20 protein-coding genes and 2 tRNA genes are annotated in these 19,303 nt (G+C 68.8%); 13 read left to right on the forward strand and 9 right to left on the reverse strand.

Annotated elements, in window-relative coordinates; translation table 11 throughout:
• The first annotated feature begins 5 nt into the window (after positions 1–5).
• Complete coding sequence (locus tag AAFX79_01435) at positions 6–323, forward strand: hypothetical protein (protein MEO1007211.1); 318 nt, start codon at positions 6–8, stop codon at positions 321–323.
• Here AAFX79_01435 and rpsF read toward each other — a convergent pair.
• From rpsF to AAFX79_01465, 6 genes are all read right to left on the reverse strand, one after another.
• On the reverse strand, positions 320–880 hold the full coding sequence (rpsF, locus tag AAFX79_01440) for a 30S ribosomal protein S6 (GenBank protein ID MEO1007212.1): 561 nt from the start codon (positions 878–880) through the stop codon (positions 320–322). The two genes, AAFX79_01435 and rpsF, sit on opposite strands and share 4 nt — an antisense overlap.
• Positions 880–1,665, reverse strand: coding sequence for an aminoacyl-tRNA hydrolase (pth, locus tag AAFX79_01445; protein MEO1007213.1), 786 nt, complete (start codon positions 1,663–1,665; stop codon positions 880–882). Before pth ends, rpsF begins: the two co-directional genes overlap by 1 nt.
• Before the next feature lie 25 nt (positions 1,666–1,690).
• The gene (locus tag AAFX79_01450; protein MEO1007214.1) at positions 1,691–2,347 is read right to left on the reverse strand and encodes a 50S ribosomal protein L25; all 657 of its coding nucleotides are present in this window, start codon (positions 2,345–2,347) and stop codon (positions 1,691–1,693) included.
• Between the two features lie 35 nt (positions 2,348–2,382).
• Positions 2,383–3,363 carry a ribose-phosphate pyrophosphokinase gene (locus AAFX79_01455; GenBank protein ID MEO1007215.1) on the reverse strand — a complete coding sequence of 327 codons (981 nt, stop codon included), beginning with the start codon at positions 3,361–3,363 and terminating at the stop codon, positions 2,383–2,385.
• Positions 3,360–4,142, reverse strand: a complete 783-nt coding sequence (locus AAFX79_01460; protein MEO1007216.1) for an NTP transferase domain-containing protein — start codon at positions 4,140–4,142, stop codon at positions 3,360–3,362. Before AAFX79_01460 ends, AAFX79_01455 begins: the two co-directional genes overlap by 4 nt.
• A 51-nt stretch (positions 4,143–4,193) precedes the next feature.
• Positions 4,194–4,264 (reverse strand) — tRNA-Gln (locus tag AAFX79_01465).
• A gap of 394 nt (positions 4,265–4,658) precedes the next feature.
• On the opposite strand from AAFX79_01465, the gene AAFX79_01470 reads away from it, so the two are divergent.
• The 10 genes from AAFX79_01470 to AAFX79_01515 all read left to right on the forward strand — a co-directional run bounded on the left by AAFX79_01470 (position 4,659) and on the right by AAFX79_01515 (position 12,125).
• Positions 4,659–5,903, forward strand: a complete 1,245-nt coding sequence (locus AAFX79_01470; protein ID MEO1007217.1) for an endonuclease/exonuclease/phosphatase family protein — start codon at positions 4,659–4,661, stop codon at positions 5,901–5,903.
• A 124-nt stretch (positions 5,904–6,027) separates the two neighbouring features.
• Entirely contained in the window at positions 6,028–6,972 is a 945-nt protein-coding gene (gene cyoE, locus AAFX79_01475) for a heme o synthase (GenBank protein ID MEO1007218.1), read from the forward strand.
• Positions 6,973–6,975: 3 nt separating this feature from the next.
• The gene (locus AAFX79_01480) at positions 6,976–7,878 is read left to right on the forward strand and encodes an ABC transporter ATP-binding protein (protein ID MEO1007219.1); all 903 of its coding nucleotides are present in this window, start codon (positions 6,976–6,978) and stop codon (positions 7,876–7,878) included.
• Positions 7,871–8,620, forward strand: coding sequence for an ABC transporter permease (locus AAFX79_01485; GenBank protein MEO1007220.1), 750 nt, complete (start codon positions 7,871–7,873; stop codon positions 8,618–8,620). Before AAFX79_01480 ends, AAFX79_01485 begins: the two co-directional genes overlap by 8 nt.
• Before the next feature lie 2 nt (positions 8,621–8,622).
• The gene (locus AAFX79_01490; GenBank protein MEO1007221.1) at positions 8,623–9,285 is read left to right on the forward strand and encodes an SCO family protein; all 663 of its coding nucleotides are present in this window, start codon (positions 8,623–8,625) and stop codon (positions 9,283–9,285) included.
• 204 nt (positions 9,286–9,489) lie between these two features.
• On the forward strand, positions 9,490–10,137 hold the full coding sequence (locus tag AAFX79_01495; protein ID MEO1007222.1) for an NAD(P)H-binding protein: 648 nt from the start codon (positions 9,490–9,492) through the stop codon (positions 10,135–10,137).
• 103 nt (positions 10,138–10,240) lie between these two features.
• Positions 10,241–10,326 (forward strand) — tRNA-Leu (locus AAFX79_01500).
• Positions 10,327–11,392: 1,066 nt separating this feature from the next.
• Positions 11,393–11,740: a hypothetical protein gene (locus AAFX79_01505; GenBank protein MEO1007223.1), complete on the forward strand. Its 348-nt coding sequence runs from the start codon at positions 11,393–11,395 to the stop codon at positions 11,738–11,740.
• A 51-nt stretch (positions 11,741–11,791) separates the two neighbouring features.
• Positions 11,792–12,022: a hypothetical protein gene (locus AAFX79_01510; GenBank protein ID MEO1007224.1), complete on the forward strand. Its 231-nt coding sequence runs from the start codon at positions 11,792–11,794 to the stop codon at positions 12,020–12,022.
• Positions 11,988–12,125, forward strand: coding sequence for a hypothetical protein (locus AAFX79_01515; GenBank protein ID MEO1007225.1), 138 nt, complete (start codon positions 11,988–11,990; stop codon positions 12,123–12,125). The genes AAFX79_01510 and AAFX79_01515 overlap by 35 nt, the downstream gene beginning before the upstream one ends.
• A 782-nt stretch (positions 12,126–12,907) precedes the next feature.
• On the opposite strand, the gene AAFX79_01520 is transcribed toward AAFX79_01515, so the two are convergent.
• The 3 genes from AAFX79_01520 to AAFX79_01530 all read right to left on the reverse strand — a co-directional run bounded on the left by AAFX79_01520 (position 12,908) and on the right by AAFX79_01530 (position 17,024).
• Positions 12,908–14,710 (reverse strand): GC-type dockerin domain-anchored protein, encoded by a 1,803-nt coding sequence (locus tag AAFX79_01520; protein ID MEO1007226.1) that lies wholly within the window; start codon positions 14,708–14,710, stop codon positions 12,908–12,910.
• Between the two features lie 414 nt (positions 14,711–15,124).
• Positions 15,125–15,940, reverse strand: a complete 816-nt coding sequence (locus AAFX79_01525) for a spondin domain-containing protein (GenBank protein MEO1007227.1) — start codon at positions 15,938–15,940, stop codon at positions 15,125–15,127.
• Positions 15,941–16,214: 274 nt separating this feature from the next.
• A complete protein-coding gene (locus tag AAFX79_01530; GenBank protein ID MEO1007228.1) occupies positions 16,215–17,024 on the reverse strand; it encodes a spondin domain-containing protein in 810 nt (269 codons plus the stop codon).
• A 263-nt stretch (positions 17,025–17,287) separates the two neighbouring features.
• Here AAFX79_01530 and AAFX79_01535 point away from each other — a divergent pair, with 263 nt between their 5' ends.
• Positions 17,288–18,742, forward strand: coding sequence for an NAD-dependent succinate-semialdehyde dehydrogenase (locus AAFX79_01535; GenBank protein MEO1007229.1), 1,455 nt, complete (start codon positions 17,288–17,290; stop codon positions 18,740–18,742).
• A 2-nt stretch (positions 18,743–18,744) separates the two neighbouring features.
• Positions 18,745–19,263 (forward strand): DUF4136 domain-containing protein, encoded by a 519-nt coding sequence (locus AAFX79_01540; protein ID MEO1007230.1) that lies wholly within the window; start codon positions 18,745–18,747, stop codon positions 19,261–19,263.
• Positions 19,264–19,303: the final 40 nt, after the last annotated feature.

The raw sequence follows: 19,303 nt of genomic DNA on the forward strand, positions 1-19,303 counted from the left end.
TGCCCATGGCCCTCGATTGGCGGGTGCAGCTGCTCTGCGTCCTGGGCACGTGCGTGCTGGCGGTCCTGGTGGGCGCCCTTCTGGACAATCTGCTGGGCGGCGGATCGCGTTTCACGCTGCTTGTGGGGTTCTGCGGCGCGACCGCGGTCGCCGCGGGCTTCGTCTTCGGCCAGGACGCACCGCTACCGCCGCCGGGCGCGTGTTCCGGCTGCGGCTACCCCACGGAGGGGCTGCTCCGCGGGGTGTGCCCCGAGTGCGGCGGCGCGGTGGCGCCCCCGGAGGACGCACGCCGCTGGACGACGAGACCCAAGACTCGGCTTTAGGCCTGGGCGGGCTCGGCCGGGGTCTGGGTCTCGGCGGCAGCGCTTCCTTCGCTCTTGGCCTCGCCCTTGGCCTCGCCGCCCTCGGTCGCGTCGGCGGGCTTCTCGGCGGGCTTCTCGGCGGGCTTGTCCTCGACGGGTCGGCCGAGGCGGACCGAGGTGTCCTGGGCCTTTTCTTCCTCGCCGGCCTTCTCGGCGCGGAGCTTGGCCTCGCTCAGCAGCGCATCGCGGCCGTCCTTGGACTGGATCTCCTCGGCCGTCAGATGGTCGGCGCGGGTGAACATCACGCGCATGATGGTCTCGGAGAGCTGGCACTCGCGGTCGAGCTGGGCGATGTTCTGCGCCGGCGCCTCGAAGTAGGCCAGGATGTACAGGCCGCGCTTCTGCTTGTCGATCTCGTAGGCGAGCCGCCGCTCGTCCCACTTGGCCATCGAGATGAGCGTGGCGCCGGCGCGGGCCAGCAGGTCATCGATGTGCGAGACGACGCCGCCGAGGTCGGCCGCGGTCGCCTGGCCGACGAGGAACATGGCCTCGTACGTGTTGGTGCGCTCTGGGGGCATTAGCTGTCCTTCGCCGGGTGTTCCGGCTGTGGGTGACCGGCGAGTGCACGCGAACCCGGCTGGGTGCCGCCGTCGCCATGGGATTGATCACCGGGGCCGGCCGCCCCGCTCGCCGAGCGAGGGGTCGGATCCTCCGGACTGGATTCGTGGTTCTTGGGATCTCTATTCGCGTGGCGATTCGCGTCGCCCGCGGCCTTCCTGGGCTGCTTGGGTTCGGGTGGTGCGTTGAAGGCGTTCATGGCGGCGTCGATGCCCTCGGCCGCCCAGCGTTCGGCGGCGTCGGCGGCCTTCTCGATGCCCGGGCGAATGGCCTCGAGTTGCTCGACCGTGAATCGGCCCAGCACGTAGCCGACCTGGCTGGAGCCGGCGGGCTTGTTGTCCACGCCCACGCGGAGGCGGGCGTAGTGGGGGCCGCCGACGGCCCGCTCGACGTCGGCCAAGCCGTTGTGGCCGCCGCCGCCGCCCCTAGCCCGCAGCCGGATCGCGCCCAGGGGTAGCGCGATGTCGTCCACAACGATGAGCAGGTCGTCGGCCGGCTGGAGCTTGAAGAACCGAACGGCCTCGCCCACGGTCAGGCCCGAGCGATTCATGAAGGTCGTCGGCTTGGCGAGCAGCACCTTCTCGCCGGCCATGCGGGCCTCGAGCACGGCGGCGTGGAACTTGCCCTGGGCGCGCTCGCCCGGCGCATGCCGCCTCGCGAGCTCGTCGAGCACCATGTATCCCGCGTTGTGGCGGGTGTTGTGGTAGTCGCTGCCCGGGTTGCCAAGACCGACGATGAGCTTCATGGGTGGAGCGGGGCCCGCAGGGGGGCTATTCGTCGCCCTCCTCCTTCTTCTTCTCGGTGAGCACCTCGGGCTGGGTCGACGCCTCGACGGTCTCGCCCTCGGCGGAGCCCTCGTCCTCGGTCTCGGCCTTCACGGTGATGAGCGCGATCGTCGTCTCGGGCGGCGTCCGCAGCTTCATGGTCTCCTTGGGCAGCGTGACCTCGCCCGCGGTAAGGTGGTCGCCCACGTCCAGGTGCGAGACGTCGACCTCGATCACCTCGGGCAGGTTGGTCACCGCGCACTCGAGCTCGATGTCGTTGACCGGGTGCACCAGGATCGCGCCGGCGGTCTTGAGGCCCTTGGCGTTGCCGACGAACTCCAGCGGCACAGTCACGTCGACCCGCTCGGAGAGGTCCACGCGGCGGAAGTCGGCGTGCACGACCTCCGTGCCCAGGTAGTCGAACTGGAGGTCCTGCAGCAGGATGAGCCCGCCCTCGGCACCCTCCACGGCGATGCTGAACACGCGCTCGCCCTTGTCGAAGTGCAGCCGGGCCTCGTGGGCGTCCAGCTCGATGGCGACGGGCTCCTCGCCGTGGCCGTAGACGATCGCGGGCAGCCCGCCGCGCTGGCGGACCCGCTGGGCGTACCGGCTGCCGACGCGGTCGCGCTTCTTGGCGGTTAGGGTGGGGGCGTCTTCGTGCATCGCGGGACTCCTCGTCCGGGGCGCAGCCCGGGGTGTTACCTCTTGGCGCCGGCCGCGTCGCGCAGCAGGGCGCTGACGGACTGGTCGTGGTGGATGTTGTGGATCGCGTCGCCCAGCAGCGGGCCGAGGTTCAGCTCGACCAGGCGATCGCCCAGCCGCAGGGCTTCGGGCGTTAGCGGGATGGTGTTGGTCACGATGACCTTGGAGATCGGCGACTCCATGAGCCGCCCGATCGCGGGGCCGACCAGGATCGGGTGCGTGGCGGCGACCAGCACATCGGTGGCGCCCTGCTCCTTCACGAAGCGGGCGGCCTCGCACACCGTGCCGGCGGTCGAGATCATGTCATCGAACATCAGCACGTTCTTGCCGTCGACCGAGCCGATGAGCGTGTCGGTCACGACCTCGCTGCCGCCCAGGCGCCGCTTGTTGATGATCGCAAGATCGGCGTTGAGCAGATTCTGGAGCGCCTCGGCCACCTTGACGTTGCCGACGTCTGGGCTCACCAGGCACAGGTCGCCCAGCTGGTCGCGATGGTCGCGGAAGTAGTCCAGGAAGACCGGCGTGGCCGACAGGTGGTCCATCGGCAGGTCGAAGAAGCCCTGGATCTGCGCGGCGTGCAGGTCGACGGCCAGCACGCGGTCCGCGCCCGCGGCGTCGATCAGGTTGGCCACCAGCTTGGCGGTGATGGGCACGCGACCCTCGTCCTTGCGGTCCTGGCGGCCGTAGCCGTAATAAGGAATCACGAGCGTGATCCGCTTGGCCGACGCGCGGCGGAGGCAGTCGATGAAGATGAACAGCTCCATCATGTTGTCGTTGACCGGCTGCCCGGTCGACAGGATCACGAAGCAGTCGCGGCCGCGGACGTCCTCGTCGAGCTTTACGAACAGCTCACCGTCTGGGAAGATGCTCGTGCGGGCCTCGCCCAGCGGCAGATCAAGGTGGGCGCACACGTGCTCGGCCAGCGCGATGCTGTTGCGGCCCGCGAAGATCTTCATCGAGTCGGCGTCGCCCTTCATGTCGGTGCTCCTTGGCGGGTGCGGGCGCGATAGATGCGATCCACCGCGGCGAGCTGCTCGGGCGTGTTGATGCTCAGCACGTCCTCGGGCGGCACGGCATCGACGACCTCGACCGCCAGGCCGTCCCCCTGCAGCAGCGCGGGCACGTCGGTCAGGTAGTACTCGCCGGTCTTTGGGTTCCGCTCGATGCGGCGGAGCGCGTCCAGCAACGCTCCCAGCTTGAAGCAGTAGTAGCTGGGGTTGATCTCCCGGATGTCCAGCTCGTCGGCGGTTGCGTTCTTCTGCTCGACGATCCGCTCGAAGCGGCCGCTCGGGCCCCGGACGATCCGGCCGTAGCCGTCGGGGTCATCGACCGTGGAGGTTGCCAGCGTGGCGGCCGCGGCGTGCTCGCGATGGGTCGCCAGCAGCGTGCGGAGCGTCTGGTCGCGGATGAGCGGCCCGTCGCCGCACAGCACCAGCACGTCCCGGTCGTGGTCGATGCCGGCCAGCTCCGCTTCGGCCGCCAGCACCGCGTGTCCCGTGCCCAGCTGCTCGGCCTGGAGCGCGAAGTGGGCGGGCGGATCCAGGCCCTCGAGCGCCGACTCGACGTGCTCTCGACCATGGCCCACGACGGCGATGACTGGCTCGCAACCGACGGCGACGCACGCCTCGGCAACGATGCGGACCATCGGCTGGTCGCCCACGGGGTGGACCACCTTGGGCAGGTCGGAGTTCATCCGCGTGCCCTTGCCGGCGGCGAGGATGATGGCGCAGGGCCGTGAGTCAGCCGACGCTGGCATGCCGCCTCCGGGGTGCTCGGAGCGGGTCCACCGTGCGAACGAGGGGCGAAGCTACCCGACCAGGACTCGAACCTGGACTCTCAGTACCAAAAACTGATGTGCTGCCATTACACCATCGGGCAGTGTGGCCGATCTGGCCGGTGCCGGATCTGGCCGGTGCTGGTGGTCGCCTCGTGTCGCCGGTGTGCTCCCGCTCAAATCCGCTCGTCCCCCGCCGGACCGTCCGGCGGATGCTCTGCGGTGGCACGGGGCAACGCATGGCGCACGCGGGCGATGGTGCCGCGTGGCGTTCGGAGCTGGATCCCCGGTCGGCGATGGCTCGCATCCCCGCCGGCAACCCCTGCCTGCGCCTCGGCTTCGGTGCAGAGTCCCCTGGACCCGCTCCCGGAGCGTCATCGCAGCCGGCTCCCGTCCTGCCGCTTGGACCAAATAGTAGACCGAGGCATGCGTCCAGGATCGCCGACGGCCGGCCGGTAGTTGCCCCGCCCCGGACCATCGAGCCGATACGCTCGGGCCATGGAACGCCACCGCTCGCCGGACTGGTCCACGCTCGCGTCGGTCACCCTCGCCCTGGCGGTGCTTGCGTCCGTGGCTACGGCCCGGCAGCCCGGGGACGGCGAGGTCGCGCTGCGCGTGGCGACGTTCAACGTCGAGGACGTGCGTACGACCGATCTGCTCTCGGGCGACCAGCCGCGGGTGCGGCGGCTGGCCGAGGTGCTCCAGCGGCTGCGGCCGACGATCGTGCTGATCAACGAGATCGCGTACGACGCTTCGGGCGTTCCGGGCACGCCGGCGGACGAATCGCCCGGCGGCAACGGCGGGCGATTCGCTCGGCGGTATCTCGGGGTGCCGCAGGCCGAGGGCCTGGCGCCGCTGCGCTACCGGGCGATCATGCTGCCGACCAACACCGGCATGGCCAGCGGCCTGGACCTCGACAAGAGCGGCGAAGCGGTGACGAGCTACCCGCCGCCCCGCGAGGCCGGTTCGAGCGGTGCGGTCGTCGGGCAGACCGAGGCCGGCCGTGCGTACGGCAACGATGCCTGGGGTTTTGGGACCTTTCCGGGCCAGTACGGCATGGCGTTGCTGGTCGATGAGCGGCTCGAGGTGCTCGAGGACCAGATCCGCACGTTCCGCTTGCTGCCCTGGAGCGCGATGCCCGACGCCCGGCGTCCGCACGAGGACGGAGCACCCTGGCACGACGACGCCGTCTGGGACGCGATGCGGCTGAGTTCCAAGAGTCATTGGGACGTGCCGGTGCGGCTGCCCAACGGGTCGGTCGTGCACCTGCTGTGCAGCCATCCGACGCCGCCGGCCTTCGACGGGCCCGAGGGCCGCAACAGGGCGCGCAACCACGACGAGATCCGCTTCTGGGAGGACTATCTCGACCATCGCTCGTGGATCGCCGACGATCGCGGCCGCACCGGCGGGCTGGAGCCCGGGCGGCATTTCGTCATGCTGGGCGACCTGAACGCCGACCCCGATGAAGGGGCCGCCGTCGGCGGGGCGATCGAGCGGCTGCTGGCCCATCCGCGGGTGGCGGCGGCCGCCGCTCCCCGTATGGACTCGGCGATCGAGGGCCTGGACGCCGACGACACGGCGCGGTTCGGCCTCCGCGTGGACTACGTGCTGCCGAGCCAGGGGCTCGAGTTGCTGCGGTCGGGGGTGTGGACCAACATGCCGCCAGCCCGGGGTGGCAGCACGGGATTCCCGAGCGATCATTTCCCTGTCTGGGTTGACGTCGCGGTGCCCGGGGGTCGCTAGCTGGTTAGCATTGTCCTGTGCGGCGAGAACGATTCTCGTCTGCCAGAAGTCTTGTGCGACAGGGGCCCGTGCTTCCAGGGTTCCTATGTTCGGAGAGCACGTCGGCGTGTCAGGTTCATACGGCATGGCGAGCACGGTGGCCCGGGACTCGGTGTCCGGGTCGATCGCGGCGGGGGCGCTCTACGAGGCGACCAAGCCTGGCATTACGCGGCTGGTGACCATCACGAGCGCACTCGGGTTCGGTCTGGCGGCGCTAGCGCTCCCGATGGATGCCCGCCGGCTGGTGCTCGGCGCGCTCGCCGCGACGGTGGGCACGGGGCTGGCGGCGGCGGGTGCGAATGCGCTCAACCAGTGGATGGAGCATGTGCGTGATGCGCGGATGCCGCGGACGGCCCGACGGCCGCTGCCGTCGGGCCGTGCGACGCCGCCGCAGGTGGCCGCGATGGGCTGCGTGCTTTCGGTGCTGGGCGTCGGCTGCGCCGCGGTCGCGTGCGGCGTCGTGCCGGCGGCCCTGATCGCCTTTACCATCCTGAGCTACTTGCTGCTCTATACGCCGAGCAAGCCGATGACCTGGACGAGCACGTGGATCGGCGCCGTCCCGGGCGCCATGCCTCCGGTCATCGGCTGGGCGTGCGCGGACCCGCACTGGAGTGGCCTGGCCAACCCGGTGCCGTGGACGCTCTTCGCGATCATGTTCGTCTGGCAGATCCCGCACTTCCTGGCCATCGCGTGGATGTACCGCGCGGACTACGCGGCGGGTGGCTACCGCGTGCTGCCCGTGCTGGATCCCTCGGGCCGATTCACGTCGGCGGCGATGCTCGCGTTCGCGGGGTTGCTCATCCCGGTGTCGGTCTCCCCGGCGTTCTTCTCGGCGGAGATGGTCGGCTGGGTGAGCGTGCCGGTGGCGCTCGGCACGAGCGCGGTGTTCGCGGCGATGGCGATCGGGCTGGCCCGCACGCGGACGACCGCGAGTGCGCGTCGGCTATTCTTTGCGTCGATCATCCACCTGCCGGTGCTGCTGGCCGCCGTCGTGCTCGATGCCGGCGTCGCCGCCCTGCTGGGTGGTTAGCGCGTGGCCCTGATCCAGATTCGTGGCGCCACCGTGACACTGGGCGGTCGCCGCCGGTCGATCCGCGCCCTCGATGGCCTGGACCTGGACGTCGACGCGGGCGAGCACGTCGCGCTGCTCGGGGCCAACGGATCGGGCAAGACCACGTTGCTGCGGGCGCTCGCGGGCACGCAGCCGCTGGATGCCGGAACCATCGAGCGGCCGGCCAACCTGCGGCTTGGCGTCGTCTTCCAGCGGCCCGCGCTCGACCCGCTGCTGACGGTCCGCGAGAACTTGCGGCTGCAAGCGGTGCTGTTCGGCCTGGGCTCGGCGCGCGATCGCATCGAGTCCGCGTGCGGGGCGCACGGGCTGGCCGATCGCATCGATGATCGGGTGTCGTCGCTCTCGGGCGGCCTGGCGCGGCGCGTCGAGTTCGTGCGGGCGACGCTGTGCGAGCCGGATCTGCTGTTGCTCGACGAGCCCACGGTTGGGCTCGATCTGCCCGCGCGGCGGGCGCTCCACGAGGCCCTCGATCGCATGCGGGAGGATCGCCCTCGGACGGCGGTGCTGATGACGACCCACCTGATGACCGATGCCGAGCGGCTGGATCGCGTCGCGATGATCGCGGCCGGCCGGGTGGTCGCGTCGGGCACGCCCGATGAGCTGACGCGCTCGGTGTCGGGCGGCGCGTTGGTGCGTGTGCCGGCCGAGGCGGATTGGACTCCCGACGAGCGATTCCGCGAGCGAGCGGACGGCTCGTGGGTGGCGCAGGTCGACGGCGACGAGGCGTTGGCCGAGATCGCCCGGGAGCTTGCCGGCGACGCGGTGCCGTTCTTCGTCGGTCGGCCGACGCTCGCGGATGCGTACCTGGCAATGGCGCAGGGCCGCCTGGATGCGGTCGCTCCCGCGGGGGCAACGCATGGGTAAGGGCCTCCATGCGACGCGGGCGTTGGCGATGCGCGAGCTGCTCCGTGTGGTTCGCCAGCCGCTGCGGATCGCGGTTGCGATCGCGACGCCGGTGATGGTGTGGTTGCTGTTCGCAGGTGGCTTCGCCAATGGCCTGCGGAGCGACGCGGTTCCGGGTGAGTCGTTCGCGCTGTACTTGCTTCCCGGGATGGCGTCGCTCGTCGTGCTGTTCAATGCGGTCTTCGCGTCGATCTCGCTCATCGAGGACCGCCACTCGGGGCTGCTGCAGGCCGTCCTCGCGAGCCCGGCGCCGCGGTGGTCCGTGGTGTGGGGCAAGCTGCTGGGCGGCGGCGCGACGGGCTTTGCGCAGGCGGTGGTGCTGCTCGCCGGCGCACCGCTTCTGGGCGCCGACCTGTCGGCGGTGGGGGTGCTCTCGATCGCTACCGGCCTTGCGTTCCTGTCGTTCGGCATCACCGGGCTGGGGCTGGCGGCGGCGTGGTTCGTGGATTCGACGGCGGGATTCCACGGCATCATGAATCTCGTGTTCATGCCCATGTGGCTGCTGAGCGGATCGGTCTTCCCGGTGGACGGCTCCAGCGCCTGGATGCGTATCGTGGCGGGCGCGAATCCGATCGCGTGGTGCCAGCGGGCCACGCGGACGGGCCTCGACGGCGGAGTTGATGGCGGCGCCCTGCTCGCGTCGCTGGCGTTTGCAGCAGTGGCCGTGCTGCTGGCGGCCCTGGTGATGCGGCGGAGGAGCTAGGCGTGCAGAAGGTTCTCTTGATCGCGATCGCGCTCGTCGCGGTCGTCCTTGTGGCCCTCATCGCGATGCTGGTGACCTGGCCGGCATCGGGCCCGGCTGCGGCGCCGGTGGCCGAACTCGGACCGCTCGAGCCCGAGGTGCCGGGCTACGTTGTGCCCGAGTTCGCCATGGTGGACCAGGACGGGCAGCCGACCGACCAATCGGTCCTGGAGGGCGAGGTGACGGTGCTGGCGTTCATCTTCACGAACTGCCCGTTCGCGTGCCCGGGCATGACCGGCCAGATGATCGGTCTGCAGCAGCGGCTCGACGGCACGGGCGTGCGGCTGCTGAGCATCAGCGTGGATCCAGCAAACGACACGCCCGAGGTGCTCCGCGCCTACGCCGATCGCGTCGGTGCGGATCGAGCCAACTGGCGATTCCTGACGGGTGACTTCGAGGTCGTCCAGGGCGTCGTCAGGGACGGGCTGGACTTCGAGATCGGCCTCGACGAGACGCGGATGATCAGCCTGCCAAGCGGCGGCCAGATCGCCAACGTCCGCCACCCCGAGCACCTGATCCTGGTGGGGCCCGATCGGGAGGTGCTGGGCATCTACCACTACACCGACGCCGAGCGGATGCGGGTGCTGGCGAGCCGAGCCCGGCGTGCGGCGGACGAGGTGTACTAGGGGACGCCGTTCTCGAGCGCGGGAACGCGGGCCTGCGGGCTTCCCTAGGTAGTCTCTGCAGATGTCCCGATGCCGGGCGACCGCGGCCGGCGGCGACCAGCGGGGTGTTATTGTTGTTTAAACAAGTAGTATGAGCCCGGCTCACGGACCGGGCATCGAATCAAGCCTCGCTATGACAAGCCTGGCCATGAAAGGAACACGGACATGCTGGCAGAACAAGGATCTCCGGTGGTGGTCTTCGGAGCGACGGGCCGCACCGGCCTCGCCTTCCTCGAACGGGCTCGTCTGGCGGGCACGCCGGTGCGGGCCGTCGTCCGAGACGCCGCCCGGCTCGGCCGCTTCGCCGATGATCCGCTCGTCGAGTCGTCTCGGGCCGCCATCGACGATCCAAACGCGATCGCCTCCGTGCTCGCCGGGGCGTCGGCGGTCGTGTCGTGCCTTGGTCCGAAGGGCACCGATCCCCAGGGGTTGTACACGCGAGCCTTTGCGGCCATCGCCGAGGGAATGAAGATGGCCGGGCTCCGCCGGCTGCTGGTGGTGACGTCATCGGGTCACGAGACAGATCCGACGTTTCCGCTCTTCTTCCGCGCCTTCGTGAAGCCGATTATCCTCAAGAAGCTGTATGCCAACATGGCGGATGCAGAGAAGGTCATCGAGGCGTGCGATCTGGATTGGACGATCGTCCGCCCATCGATGTTCGTCGCGCATCGGATCGGCGAGCCCTATCGGGTGCGTGAGGGCTTGAATCCGGAGGGGGGCTGGAAGATCTCGCGGGAGCACGCCGCGGAGTTCATGCTGCGCGAACTGGGGGAGAATGCCTGGGTGGGCGGACATCCGGCGCTGGCCTATTGAATCCCACGACCCGGCGAGGCCTCTCGCGTTCGTCCCGCAGGAGACGCGGGCGACCAATGCTACTAGTCTCTACCCGAGGTCTCTACGCGAGATCTCGGCATCTGGGCCCGTGGCGGAACTGGCAGACGCGGCGGACTTAAAATCCGCTTCCCGGAAACGGGAGTGAGGGTTCGAGTCCCTCCGGGCCCATTCTTCTTTGGTGCTGAATCCCACTCGACCGGGGAAGCCCGAGCCGGTATTACGTGTCGATAGGCATCGCCGCGGCAGGATTTTTCTGCAGTATCTGTTTTTAGAACGGACCGATATTGGTTGTCGGAGTGCGTGCTCCGGCGATCGCCGCTTTCTGGCTAGCAGCCATTATGCACGGGGGTGGCCGACCCTGCATCTGGCGGATGCAGGACTTGCAGGTAGAGCATTCGTCGACGGATCCCGTGCTCGGTTTACGGCTTCTCCTTGGGCGCAAATGCCGTGTCGTGCTGCGCACGTGAGTCGTCAATAAGATGCGGTCGGGCTTCAGGGAAAGAAGGTGTTGCCTTGGTCATCGGCGGCGTTGCATGCATCTTATGTATTGCGTGTGCGGCACTTGCACGGCAGGGTCAGGGCGAACTGGACTTGCGCGTGCCGGTGCTGCAGCCGCATCACGAGCCGCTTGTTGGGGATGTGTCAAAGGAGTGGCCGACGATCTCGCACTCAACGGAGTGCAATACGTGTACGCCGACGCGAGCGATCTGTTCCGTGAGAACATCGAGGTGTTCCCCAGCGGGTTTACGGGCAAGACCTGGTCGGAGCGGAGGCTGCGGACGGATCGATCACGCCGAGGTTCGTGGCGGCGGTCACGCGGATTCGGTCTCATGAGGACGGATCGTGCGGCGAGCCGCCGGTCGAGAACGCGAGCGCGTACGCCTGTCGCTGCGCGCTGCACGCGACGGTGCTGGCGGCGAGTGCAAGCCCGACTACATCGGCTCGGCCATGCAATCACTGTACTTTGCGGAGATCGTCGACCACATCGGGGTTGTCGCGGGAGCGTCTACCGATGCCAACGCGGTCCTCGACGGCGCCGGCGTACCCGGCGACTTCGAGCCCATCGGCGGCGTCGTGCCGTCGCGGCATCCCACGGATGCGGTAGACTTCTACCCGCTGCCGGCCGGCGATCTCCGTCGGCTGGCCGAGACGATCTACAACGCGGGGCGAGGTCGAGGAGGTCCGCGAGTACGACCTCGACCAGCCAGGCGTCGTGGGCTCCCTGGCGACGCGGATGTTTTGCGACCACGAGGGCCAGCAGCTCGGGTCGGATGCGCCGGGTGGTGGCACGGCACGGACGATCTACGAGGCGTTCGCGAATCCGGCCGTTCGCTCGCCGGCCTGGAACTCGCCTCCGAGCGAACCACCTGCGAAGCTCGAGAACGCCGCCTGGCAATTCGCACCCTCGGCCTCGACCGACTACGCCCACGCCCCGATCACGGCGTACGCCTACGACGAGGCCGGCAACCAGGAATACGTGCTCCACCCCGATCGCACCGTGACGCGGTCTCGCTACGACGGCTGGGGCAACGTGGTTCTCGCGCAGGAGGGCGTCACCCTGGACGTCAGCGGTGGGATGTAGGACGCCGAGCGTGCCCCGTTCTGCGAATACGAGGCGGTCCGCCTTCGCCTCGTGGGCCTGCTGCAGGCGTCGCACGCCGCGACGCGGAACGCATACTCGGAGGACGAGTTCACCACACTCGATGGCTACCAGGTCACCGAGGTCATCTACGGGGCCGACATTGTCAAGCCGGACTTTGCTTCGGCGACGCCCGTGCTCGATGTGATGAGCGGGAACAACCAGTGGATCCGCGAGATCCGCTTCCCAGGTGACGAGGATCCCACGGATCTGGCGAGCTACTGAGTACTCGTACTACTTCGATGATTCGCTGGCGGGCCGCAGGGATGCCCGCGGCGTGCAGTTCATCCACCGCTACGACGACCAAGGAAGGTGGATCGAGACCTAGGTGATCTGCGGCGACGAGGGTTCGTCGGCGCCGATGCCGCCGCCGTTCGACGGCGGAGCTGTGCGGCCGGCCGATCGCGTGGCCTACGCGTACAGCGACGCGACGGGCGATCTGCTCCAGCCACCATTGGCGGGACGGATCGGGGACGACGCAGTACCACTCGTCGCGCACGCTGGATGCGGTGGGCAACTGGACGGGCGACGATGCGTCGCCGGGATTGTCGATCACGGGTGCCGGCGCGCGACATCACGCACACGGCGGGCGCGTTCAACAAGATCTCGACGCGGACGGTGGACGGCTCGTCGACGGCTTGGTGTACGACGCGTCGGGCAATCTCGTATTCGACGGGGACTGCTGGTACCGCTACGAGGCGTGGCAGCGTTTGGTGCAGGGAGTCGAGGAGGACCCGGCGTCGCCGTTCGTGTTCGACGCCGACGGCGAGATGGAGGGCGTGGGCCCGTTGTTCGGCGACGTCGTGGCGGTATTCGCCTACGACGCGCTGGGGTGGCTGATTGGTTGGCAGTCACCGTACCCGGGGACGGCGATGAGTGGCGGACCGAAACCCAGTATTATGATGGCTCGCGTCGGATCGCCGAGCGGTGGCGGGATCCGATTATCACGCAAGACGGCGGGGGCAGCAACGGCAACCAGCAGCAGCAGGTGGGGCAACGCACCTGGTGTGGACGCAGCTGATCTTGGATCGGTAGAAACAGCCCGGGGCGCTGTGTCCAGCGCCCCGGGCCACTCAGAGACGGGCTATACGGATCGCCGCTCGAATCTGGTTACGGGCATCCCAGTGCGAACTCGTTCTGGAACGCCAGGAAGTCGAAGAGGGTGAGCATGCCGTCGCCGTCGAAGTCGGCGCAGAGGTCGCCGGAGGCGAAGAGGTTCTGGTACCCAAGGAAGTCGAAGATGGTGAGCACGCCGTCGCCGTCGATGTCGGCGCGGCAGTCGCCGAAGCCGCAGGGATCGCCGCCATCGCACACCTTGCGGATCATGTTGCCCCACAGGCGGACCGCCTCGGGACGCACGGGCCACTCGTCGATGAGGAACGAGCCGATCGTGCGGCGGGCGTTGGAGATCCACATGACCGGGCGGCCGGCGCCGCCGAGCTGGGCGAGGCCCTCGGAGCCCACCGCGAGGGTTGCGCGGCAGCCGTCGCTGCCCCACGGCCCGACGAACCCGCCCGCGGGCAGCGGGATGCCGGCGAACACCTGGTCGGCGCAGGGCGTCCGGGTCGAGGTGACATCGGGCGTGGCCTGGTGCGAGAAGCTCTCGCCGCTCGAGGCGCCCAGTGGCGCGAGCAGGCTCTGCCATCCACCGAAGCCGTCATCGCCCCAGGTCGATACGACGGCGGCGCCGCCCTCGTCGACGTAGTTGATGAAGGGGCCAAAGTCGGTCAGCAGTGTGCTGGGCATGTCGAGCAGGACGACATCCCACACACCGCTCAGCAGGGCCGCATTGAAGCCCGACTCGCCGACGACGGTCGCCGCGCCCAGGAAGTCGGCCGCCTCGGCCGCGTACCCGTTCACGGTGTTCTCGTCGTAGACCAGGATGCGCTTGTCGCCATCCCCCTCGCACAAGCGGTAGCCGGCGCCACCGCTGCCGAAGGGCGATGCGGTCACGCGGACCTCGACGCGGTAGGAGCCCGGGGCAAGCAGCACAGATCCACTGGACCAGCGCAGGTCGCCGAAGGCCTCGTCGAAGTCGCCCGTGGAGTCGCCGACGACAGTGGGATCGCTGCACGAGAACTGCGCCACGGTTGAGCCGCCCTGCGAGATCCGGACGTCGAAGCGATCGCCCGAGAGGAAGCTGTCGGTGATCTTGAAGATCTGGCAGCCCTCGGACACGTCGAGCGGGAACGTGACGACGTCGCCGACATCACCGAATGAGAAGTTGGTCCAGTCCAGGCAGGGCGAACTGCACAGCCAGCGGAGCTGCGAGGTCACCAGCTCGACGACCTGGGGCTCGACGAGGCTGTCGTAGTCGAAGCCGTTGGCCAGCGTGCGGTCGCCGTTGGCGACAACCGTGGCGCCCGGACCGACCGGGCTGTCGTGCGTGGATACGACGGTGGCGCCGCCTCCGGGCGTGAGCTCGTCGCCGTTGTCGGCCCAGAAGCCGTCGCTATCAACCATCACGGGGCTGGCGGCCCCCGCCCACGATGGGTGGCCGGCGTTGTCGTGCACCTCGCGGGGGGCGAAGAAGTCGACGGTTGCCGAGATGCCCATCGCGGCCTGGATAGCCGGGTCGGCGTCGGTGTTCCAGAAGGTCTGGTGGACCTTGGCGCCGTCGTCGATGCGATCCTGGAGGGCGGCGGCGTAGCCCGCACCGAAGAAGCAGCAGTTGTTGTCGATGATGAGTGCCGTGGTCGTCGGGTCGGCCGCGGCCGCATCGAGGGCGACGAAGTCGTCCAGGATGAATGTGTCAACGACGACGCCGGCGGCGGCGGCGGCGTCCTGGAGCACGGTGCGGCCCGAGGTCGCCGACGAGGAATCGAACAGCACGGTGCCCTGACCGAATGCCGTGCCCGCAGCGGCGAGCATCGCCAGAACGGAGAGTCGTTTCTCGATCTTCTCTAGTTGCATCTCAATATTCTCCAGTGATGTGGATGCGACACGGCGCAGCGACCTGCGTCGCGCGTCGGTGCGAAGGATCCCCGCTTCGGCGGGGCGAAACCGTCGATGTACGACAGGCAGAAGCCACGCCGGAACTGGCGTACAGCCGAGGTGTGCAAGGCGCGAGTTGGCTTCGTGTTGGGTGCATGGCCTCCCCGAGACGGAGGGAACTCATGCACTCCTCGCAGGGAATAGCCTACCCGCAAAGGTCGGGCGTGCGCGTCAAAAACGCCGCGAGCCTCGAGAAAAGCCGCGTGGTATCGGAGCTAGCAATCCAATCGCAAAACACCGCGACGAGCGCGGCGTTCGAGGTGGATCCGTATGTCTGCATGTTGCAACGACTAAAGCATGCGCTGCAAATCGGGAGTCATCACGCAGTCGCGATTAGCAGCCGATCTGGAAGGCGTTCTGGAATGCGAGAAAATCGAAGATCGTGAACTCGCCATCGCCGTCGAAGTCGGCCATGGGGTCTCGGGCGTCGAAGTCGTTGAGGAACTCGAGGAAGTCGAAGATCGTCAGGAGGCCGTCGCCGCCATAATCGGCCGGGCAACGGGTCGAGGTCCGCGTGAGCACGAAGCGGCCGAGTGCCGGCGTGCCGGTGAACGGGAATTCGCTGGCAATCAAGCGGATCGGCTCGGGCGGCACCGTGTCCATGTTGGGGCTGGTGTAGCTGGGGCCCGAATCGGTGCCGGAGTCGTAGGGCCGCAGGTCGAACTCGAGCGTCTCGACCCAGGTCCCGAGCTGACGCAGCGAGAGGCTCCGGGTGCCCACGAACCAGTCGGGGCTCGGGGCGATCATCGAGACGACGGTGACCAGCGGAAAGTCCTGCCGGACCTCGAACTCGACCGTCACCGAGCCGGGCGAGAGCGGGATGCCGCCACCGGAGATCACCGACAGCGCGTCGCCCGCGTCGATCAGGTCGTTGACCTCGCCGATCAGCAGCGTCTTGCTGCCGGTCTCGGCCATCGACTCCATGCCGTCGCTCGCCAGCGCGCCGGCTTCCCACAGCACGCCGTCCTCGTTATGGACCGCGCCGACGAGACCCGAGAAGTGCGGCCGGGGCGGGAAGGCCGTCGGGTGCGTGGCGGCCGACCAGTCGGCCTGGAACTCGAGGCGGTAGGTCGCCGAGCCGAGCCACGGCTGGGCCGAGGCGGCGGCGGCGAGTCCGAGGATGGCGGCGGTTGCGGTCGCGGCGTGCATGGATGGAGTCTCCGGTGGTGCTGCGTGCGGTCGATCACGAGTCCGGCCCGCATCTCTGCCTCGGAGGACGGGGTTCGCCGCGAACGCGATTGGTTCGCGCGATTGGCCGGGCCTTGCACCAAGCCTACCGCACGAGCCGGAGAAATCCATGGCCAGAATTGCGTAAACTCATACCTCTGAAAGGTTTAGAGTTTGTTCAAAGATCCATCCAAAGACTGAACTTGGCTGATGCCTCGCGGGCTAGCTTCGCCCGCGGCTTCGTGTCTCGCCGCGTTCAGCAGCCGGCGTCGAAGGCGTTCTGGAACGCCAGGAAATCGAACAGCGTGAGCGCCCCGTCGCCGTCGAAGTCGGCGGCGATATCGCCCGCATCGAAGGCGTTCTGGAACATCAGGAAGTCGAAGATGGTCAGCGTGCCGTCGCTATCCATGTCGGCGGCACACTCCACGGAGAGCAGCTCGAGCGTGTAGGTGCCGATCCTCGGCGCATCGGTGAACGGGAACTCGCCCACGAGACGGCGGATGGGCTCGGGCGGGACCGTGTCGACATCCCTCGAGCGGTAGCTCGCACCCGAGTCGGTGCCCGAGTCGTACGGCCACAGATCGAAGATGATCTCGTCGATCCACCCGGCGCCGTCACGGAGCGACAGGCTCTGGGTCCCCACGAACCAGTCGGGACTCGGGGCGATCATGGTCACCACGCTGAGCAGCGGGAAGTCGCTGGAGGTCTCGAAGGTGACCGACACGCTCCCGGGCGAGAGGGGAATGCCGCCCCCGGAGATCAGCGTCTGGGCCGTGCCATCGGCGATGTAGCCGTTGACCTCGGTCACCAGCCGAACCTTGCTGCCGGTCTCGGCCATGAGTTCGATGCCGGGGGTGGCGAGCTGGCCGGCCTCCCAGAGCTGCACGCCATCGTTGTGGGTGCCCCCGATCAGCCCGGAGAAGTGGGGGTCGGGGGGGAAGGCGCTGGGGTGGGTCGCACTTGACCACTCGGCGTCGAAGGTCAGGCGGTAGGTGGCGGTGCTGCCCTGGGCCGACGCGGTGGCGGCGGCGGCGAGGAGCGACAAGCAGGCGGCGGTGCGGAGCATCTGTCTTCCTTCTGGCTGGACCATGCCTGGCTGAGCCAGGCCTAGCTGAATCATGCGTGGCTGAATCCTGGGTGGCTTGGCCGATTCGGTCGGTGCCACGCCCTCCATCGTGGTTACGGACTTGGTCGGGTCTCCCCTCGGGGTAGCCCTCCATTGTGTCGGGGGCGTCCAGCATTCCTTGCATCCGAGAATCCTGCAAACCTCCAGCAAGGGACCGCGGCGCCCCATGCTGAAGACGCCCGGCCGGGCGGCTAGCGTTTCGCGTGACGCTCATACAAGACCAGATCCAGACCCGGAACCTCATCGATGGCCAGTGGACGGATGCCGACGGCGGTGCGACGTTCGCGGTCACCAATCCCGCCACCGATTCCCACATCGCCGACGTACCCGATGGTGGCGAGGATGATGCCCGCCGAGCGATCGATGCGGCCCACGGCGCGTTCGAACCCTGGGCGGGCCTGGCCGCGTCCGATCGGTGCGAGAAGATCGCTCGGCTGGCCGAGTTGATGCACCGGGATGCCGACCGCCTCGCGACGCTGATGACCACCGAGCAGGGCAAGCCGCTGGGCGAGTCCCGCGGCGAGATCGCCTACGCCGCCAGCTTCCTCGAGTGGGCCGCGGGCGAGGGCCGCCGGCTCTACGGCGACATCGTGCCCGCGTCCGCTGCCGACAAGCGGATCCTCGTGCTCAGGCAGCCCGTGGGCGTGGCGGCGATCATCACGCCCTGGAACTTCCCCGCCGCGATGATCACCCGCAAGCTGGGCCCCGCGCTCGCCTGCGGCTGCACCACGGTCATCAAGCCCGCCGAGGACACCCCGCTGAGCGCCCTGGCCATCGGCGAGCTGGCGCTCGAGGCCGGCATCCCGCCCGGCGTGGTCAACATCCTGACGGGCGACCCCAGGAAGATCGGCAAGGCGATCTTCTCCGACAGCCGCGTTCGCAAGCTGAGCTTCACGGGCTCCACCGAGGTCGGCCGCACGCTGATGGAGCAGTCGGCCGAGAACCTGCTGCGGCTGTCGATGGAGCTGGGTGGGCACGCGCCCTTCCTGGTGTTCGATGACGCCGACGTGGACAAGGCCGTCAGTGCCGCGGTGGCCTGCAAGTTCCGCAACGCGGGGCAGACCTGCATCTGCGCTAACCGCTTCTACGTGCAGAACGGCGTCTACGACGCCTTTATGAAGGGCTTCGCCGAGGCCATCGAGTCCCTCGAGGTCGGCGAGGGTCTGCAGGACGGCGTCAACATCGGCCCGCTCATCAACGACGGCGCCGTCGAGAAGGTGGAGACGCACGTGGCCGACGCCAACGACAAGGGTGCCACCGTCCGCGTGGGGGGGCACAAGGTCCGCGTCGACGGCCTCGCCGATCGCTTCTATGCGCCCACCCTGCTGGACGGCATGACCAGCGAGATGCTGTGCGCCACCGAGGAGACCTTCGGCCCCGTTGCGCCGGTAGCCCGCTTCGCCAAGGAGGACGAGGCCATCGCCGCCGCCAACGACTCGCCCTTCGGCCTGGCGGCCTACTTCTTCACGGGCAACGCCTCGCGGCTTATCCGCGTGGCCGAGGCGCTCGAGTACGGCATCGTGGGGGCCAACGATGCCGCACCCTCGACCGCGCAGGCGCCCTTCGGCGGCGTCAAGCACTCGGGCTTCGGCCGCGAGGGCGGCAGGTACGTGATGGACGAATACACGAACACGAAGTACGTGAGCTGGGGACTCTGACCATGCCGACGACATTCCGCGTGATTGCCGCTGCCGCCGTGGCCGCATCGGCCGCCGTCCTGCTGGCGGGCTGCAGTTCGGGGCCCTCGGTGCGGGCCGAGACGCTCGACGCCGATGCGCTGCGATCCGCCCGCACGCTGGGAGCGGCGGAAGCCGGCGTGGCCGCGCCGCCCGGCGTGCCCGCCGAGGTCAGCGAGTGGGTCGTCGCCGCCGTCACCCGAGAGCTGGGCGACCGCGGCTACCGCACCGGGCCCGAGCCCGACCTGCTGGGCCGTGCCTTCGTCGCCGTCGACGACCAGGTGGTCGAGTTCGTCAACTGGGACCGCTTCAACTGGGGCGAGGGCAGCTACGTCTACGCCTACCAGGAGGGCGAGCTGGTCATCGAGTTCGTCGACGCCCGCACGGGCGACCTGGTGTGGCGGGGCATGGCCGAGGGCGTGGTGAACGCCGACGCGGTCAAGGCCGACATCGACGACGCAGTGGCGGCGATGTTCGAGCGGTGGCCGACGCTGAAGGGCTAGCGGGACCGCGCGACGGCTTACCCCCCGATCGCGCAATGGC

This window comes from Planctomycetota bacterium (assembly GCA_039819165.1).
In the GTDB taxonomy this organism is placed as follows: domain Bacteria; phylum Planctomycetota; class Phycisphaerae; order Phycisphaerales; family UBA1924; genus JAHCJI01.

Coding starts and splice junctions, on each gene's coding strand:
- AAFX79_01435 (MEO1007211.1), top strand. CDS start 6: ATGGCCCTCGATTGGCGGGTGCAGCTGCTCTGCGTCCTGGGCACGTGC.
- rpsF (MEO1007212.1), bottom strand. CDS start 880: ATGCCCCCAGAGCGCACCAACACGTACGAGGCCATGTTCCTCGTCGGC.
- pth (MEO1007213.1), bottom strand. CDS start 1,665: ATGAAGCTCATCGTCGGTCTTGGCAACCCGGGCAGCGACTACCACAAC.
- AAFX79_01450 (MEO1007214.1), bottom strand. CDS start 2,347: ATGCACGAAGACGCCCCCACCCTAACCGCCAAGAAGCGCGACCGCGTC.
- AAFX79_01455 (MEO1007215.1), bottom strand. CDS start 3,363: ATGAAGGGCGACGCCGACTCGATGAAGATCTTCGCGGGCCGCAACAGC.
- AAFX79_01460 (MEO1007216.1), bottom strand. CDS start 4,142: ATGCCAGCGTCGGCTGACTCACGGCCCTGCGCCATCATCCTCGCCGCC.
- AAFX79_01470 (MEO1007217.1), top strand. CDS start 4,659: ATGGAACGCCACCGCTCGCCGGACTGGTCCACGCTCGCGTCGGTCACC.
- cyoE (MEO1007218.1), top strand. CDS start 6,028: ATGGCGAGCACGGTGGCCCGGGACTCGGTGTCCGGGTCGATCGCGGCG.
- AAFX79_01485 (MEO1007220.1), top strand. CDS start 7,871: ATGGGTAAGGGCCTCCATGCGACGCGGGCGTTGGCGATGCGCGAGCTG.
- AAFX79_01495 (MEO1007222.1), top strand. CDS start 9,490: ATGCTGGCAGAACAAGGATCTCCGGTGGTGGTCTTCGGAGCGACGGGC.
- AAFX79_01505 (MEO1007223.1), top strand. CDS start 11,393: ATGTTTTGCGACCACGAGGGCCAGCAGCTCGGGTCGGATGCGCCGGGT.
- AAFX79_01520 (MEO1007226.1), bottom strand. CDS start 14,710: ATGCAACTAGAGAAGATCGAGAAACGACTCTCCGTTCTGGCGATGCTC.
- AAFX79_01525 (MEO1007227.1), bottom strand. CDS start 15,940: ATGCACGCCGCGACCGCAACCGCCGCCATCCTCGGACTCGCCGCCGCC.
- AAFX79_01530 (MEO1007228.1), bottom strand. CDS start 17,024: ATGCTCCGCACCGCCGCCTGCTTGTCGCTCCTCGCCGCCGCCGCCACC.
- AAFX79_01540 (MEO1007230.1), top strand. CDS start 18,745: ATGCCGACGACATTCCGCGTGATTGCCGCTGCCGCCGTGGCCGCATCG.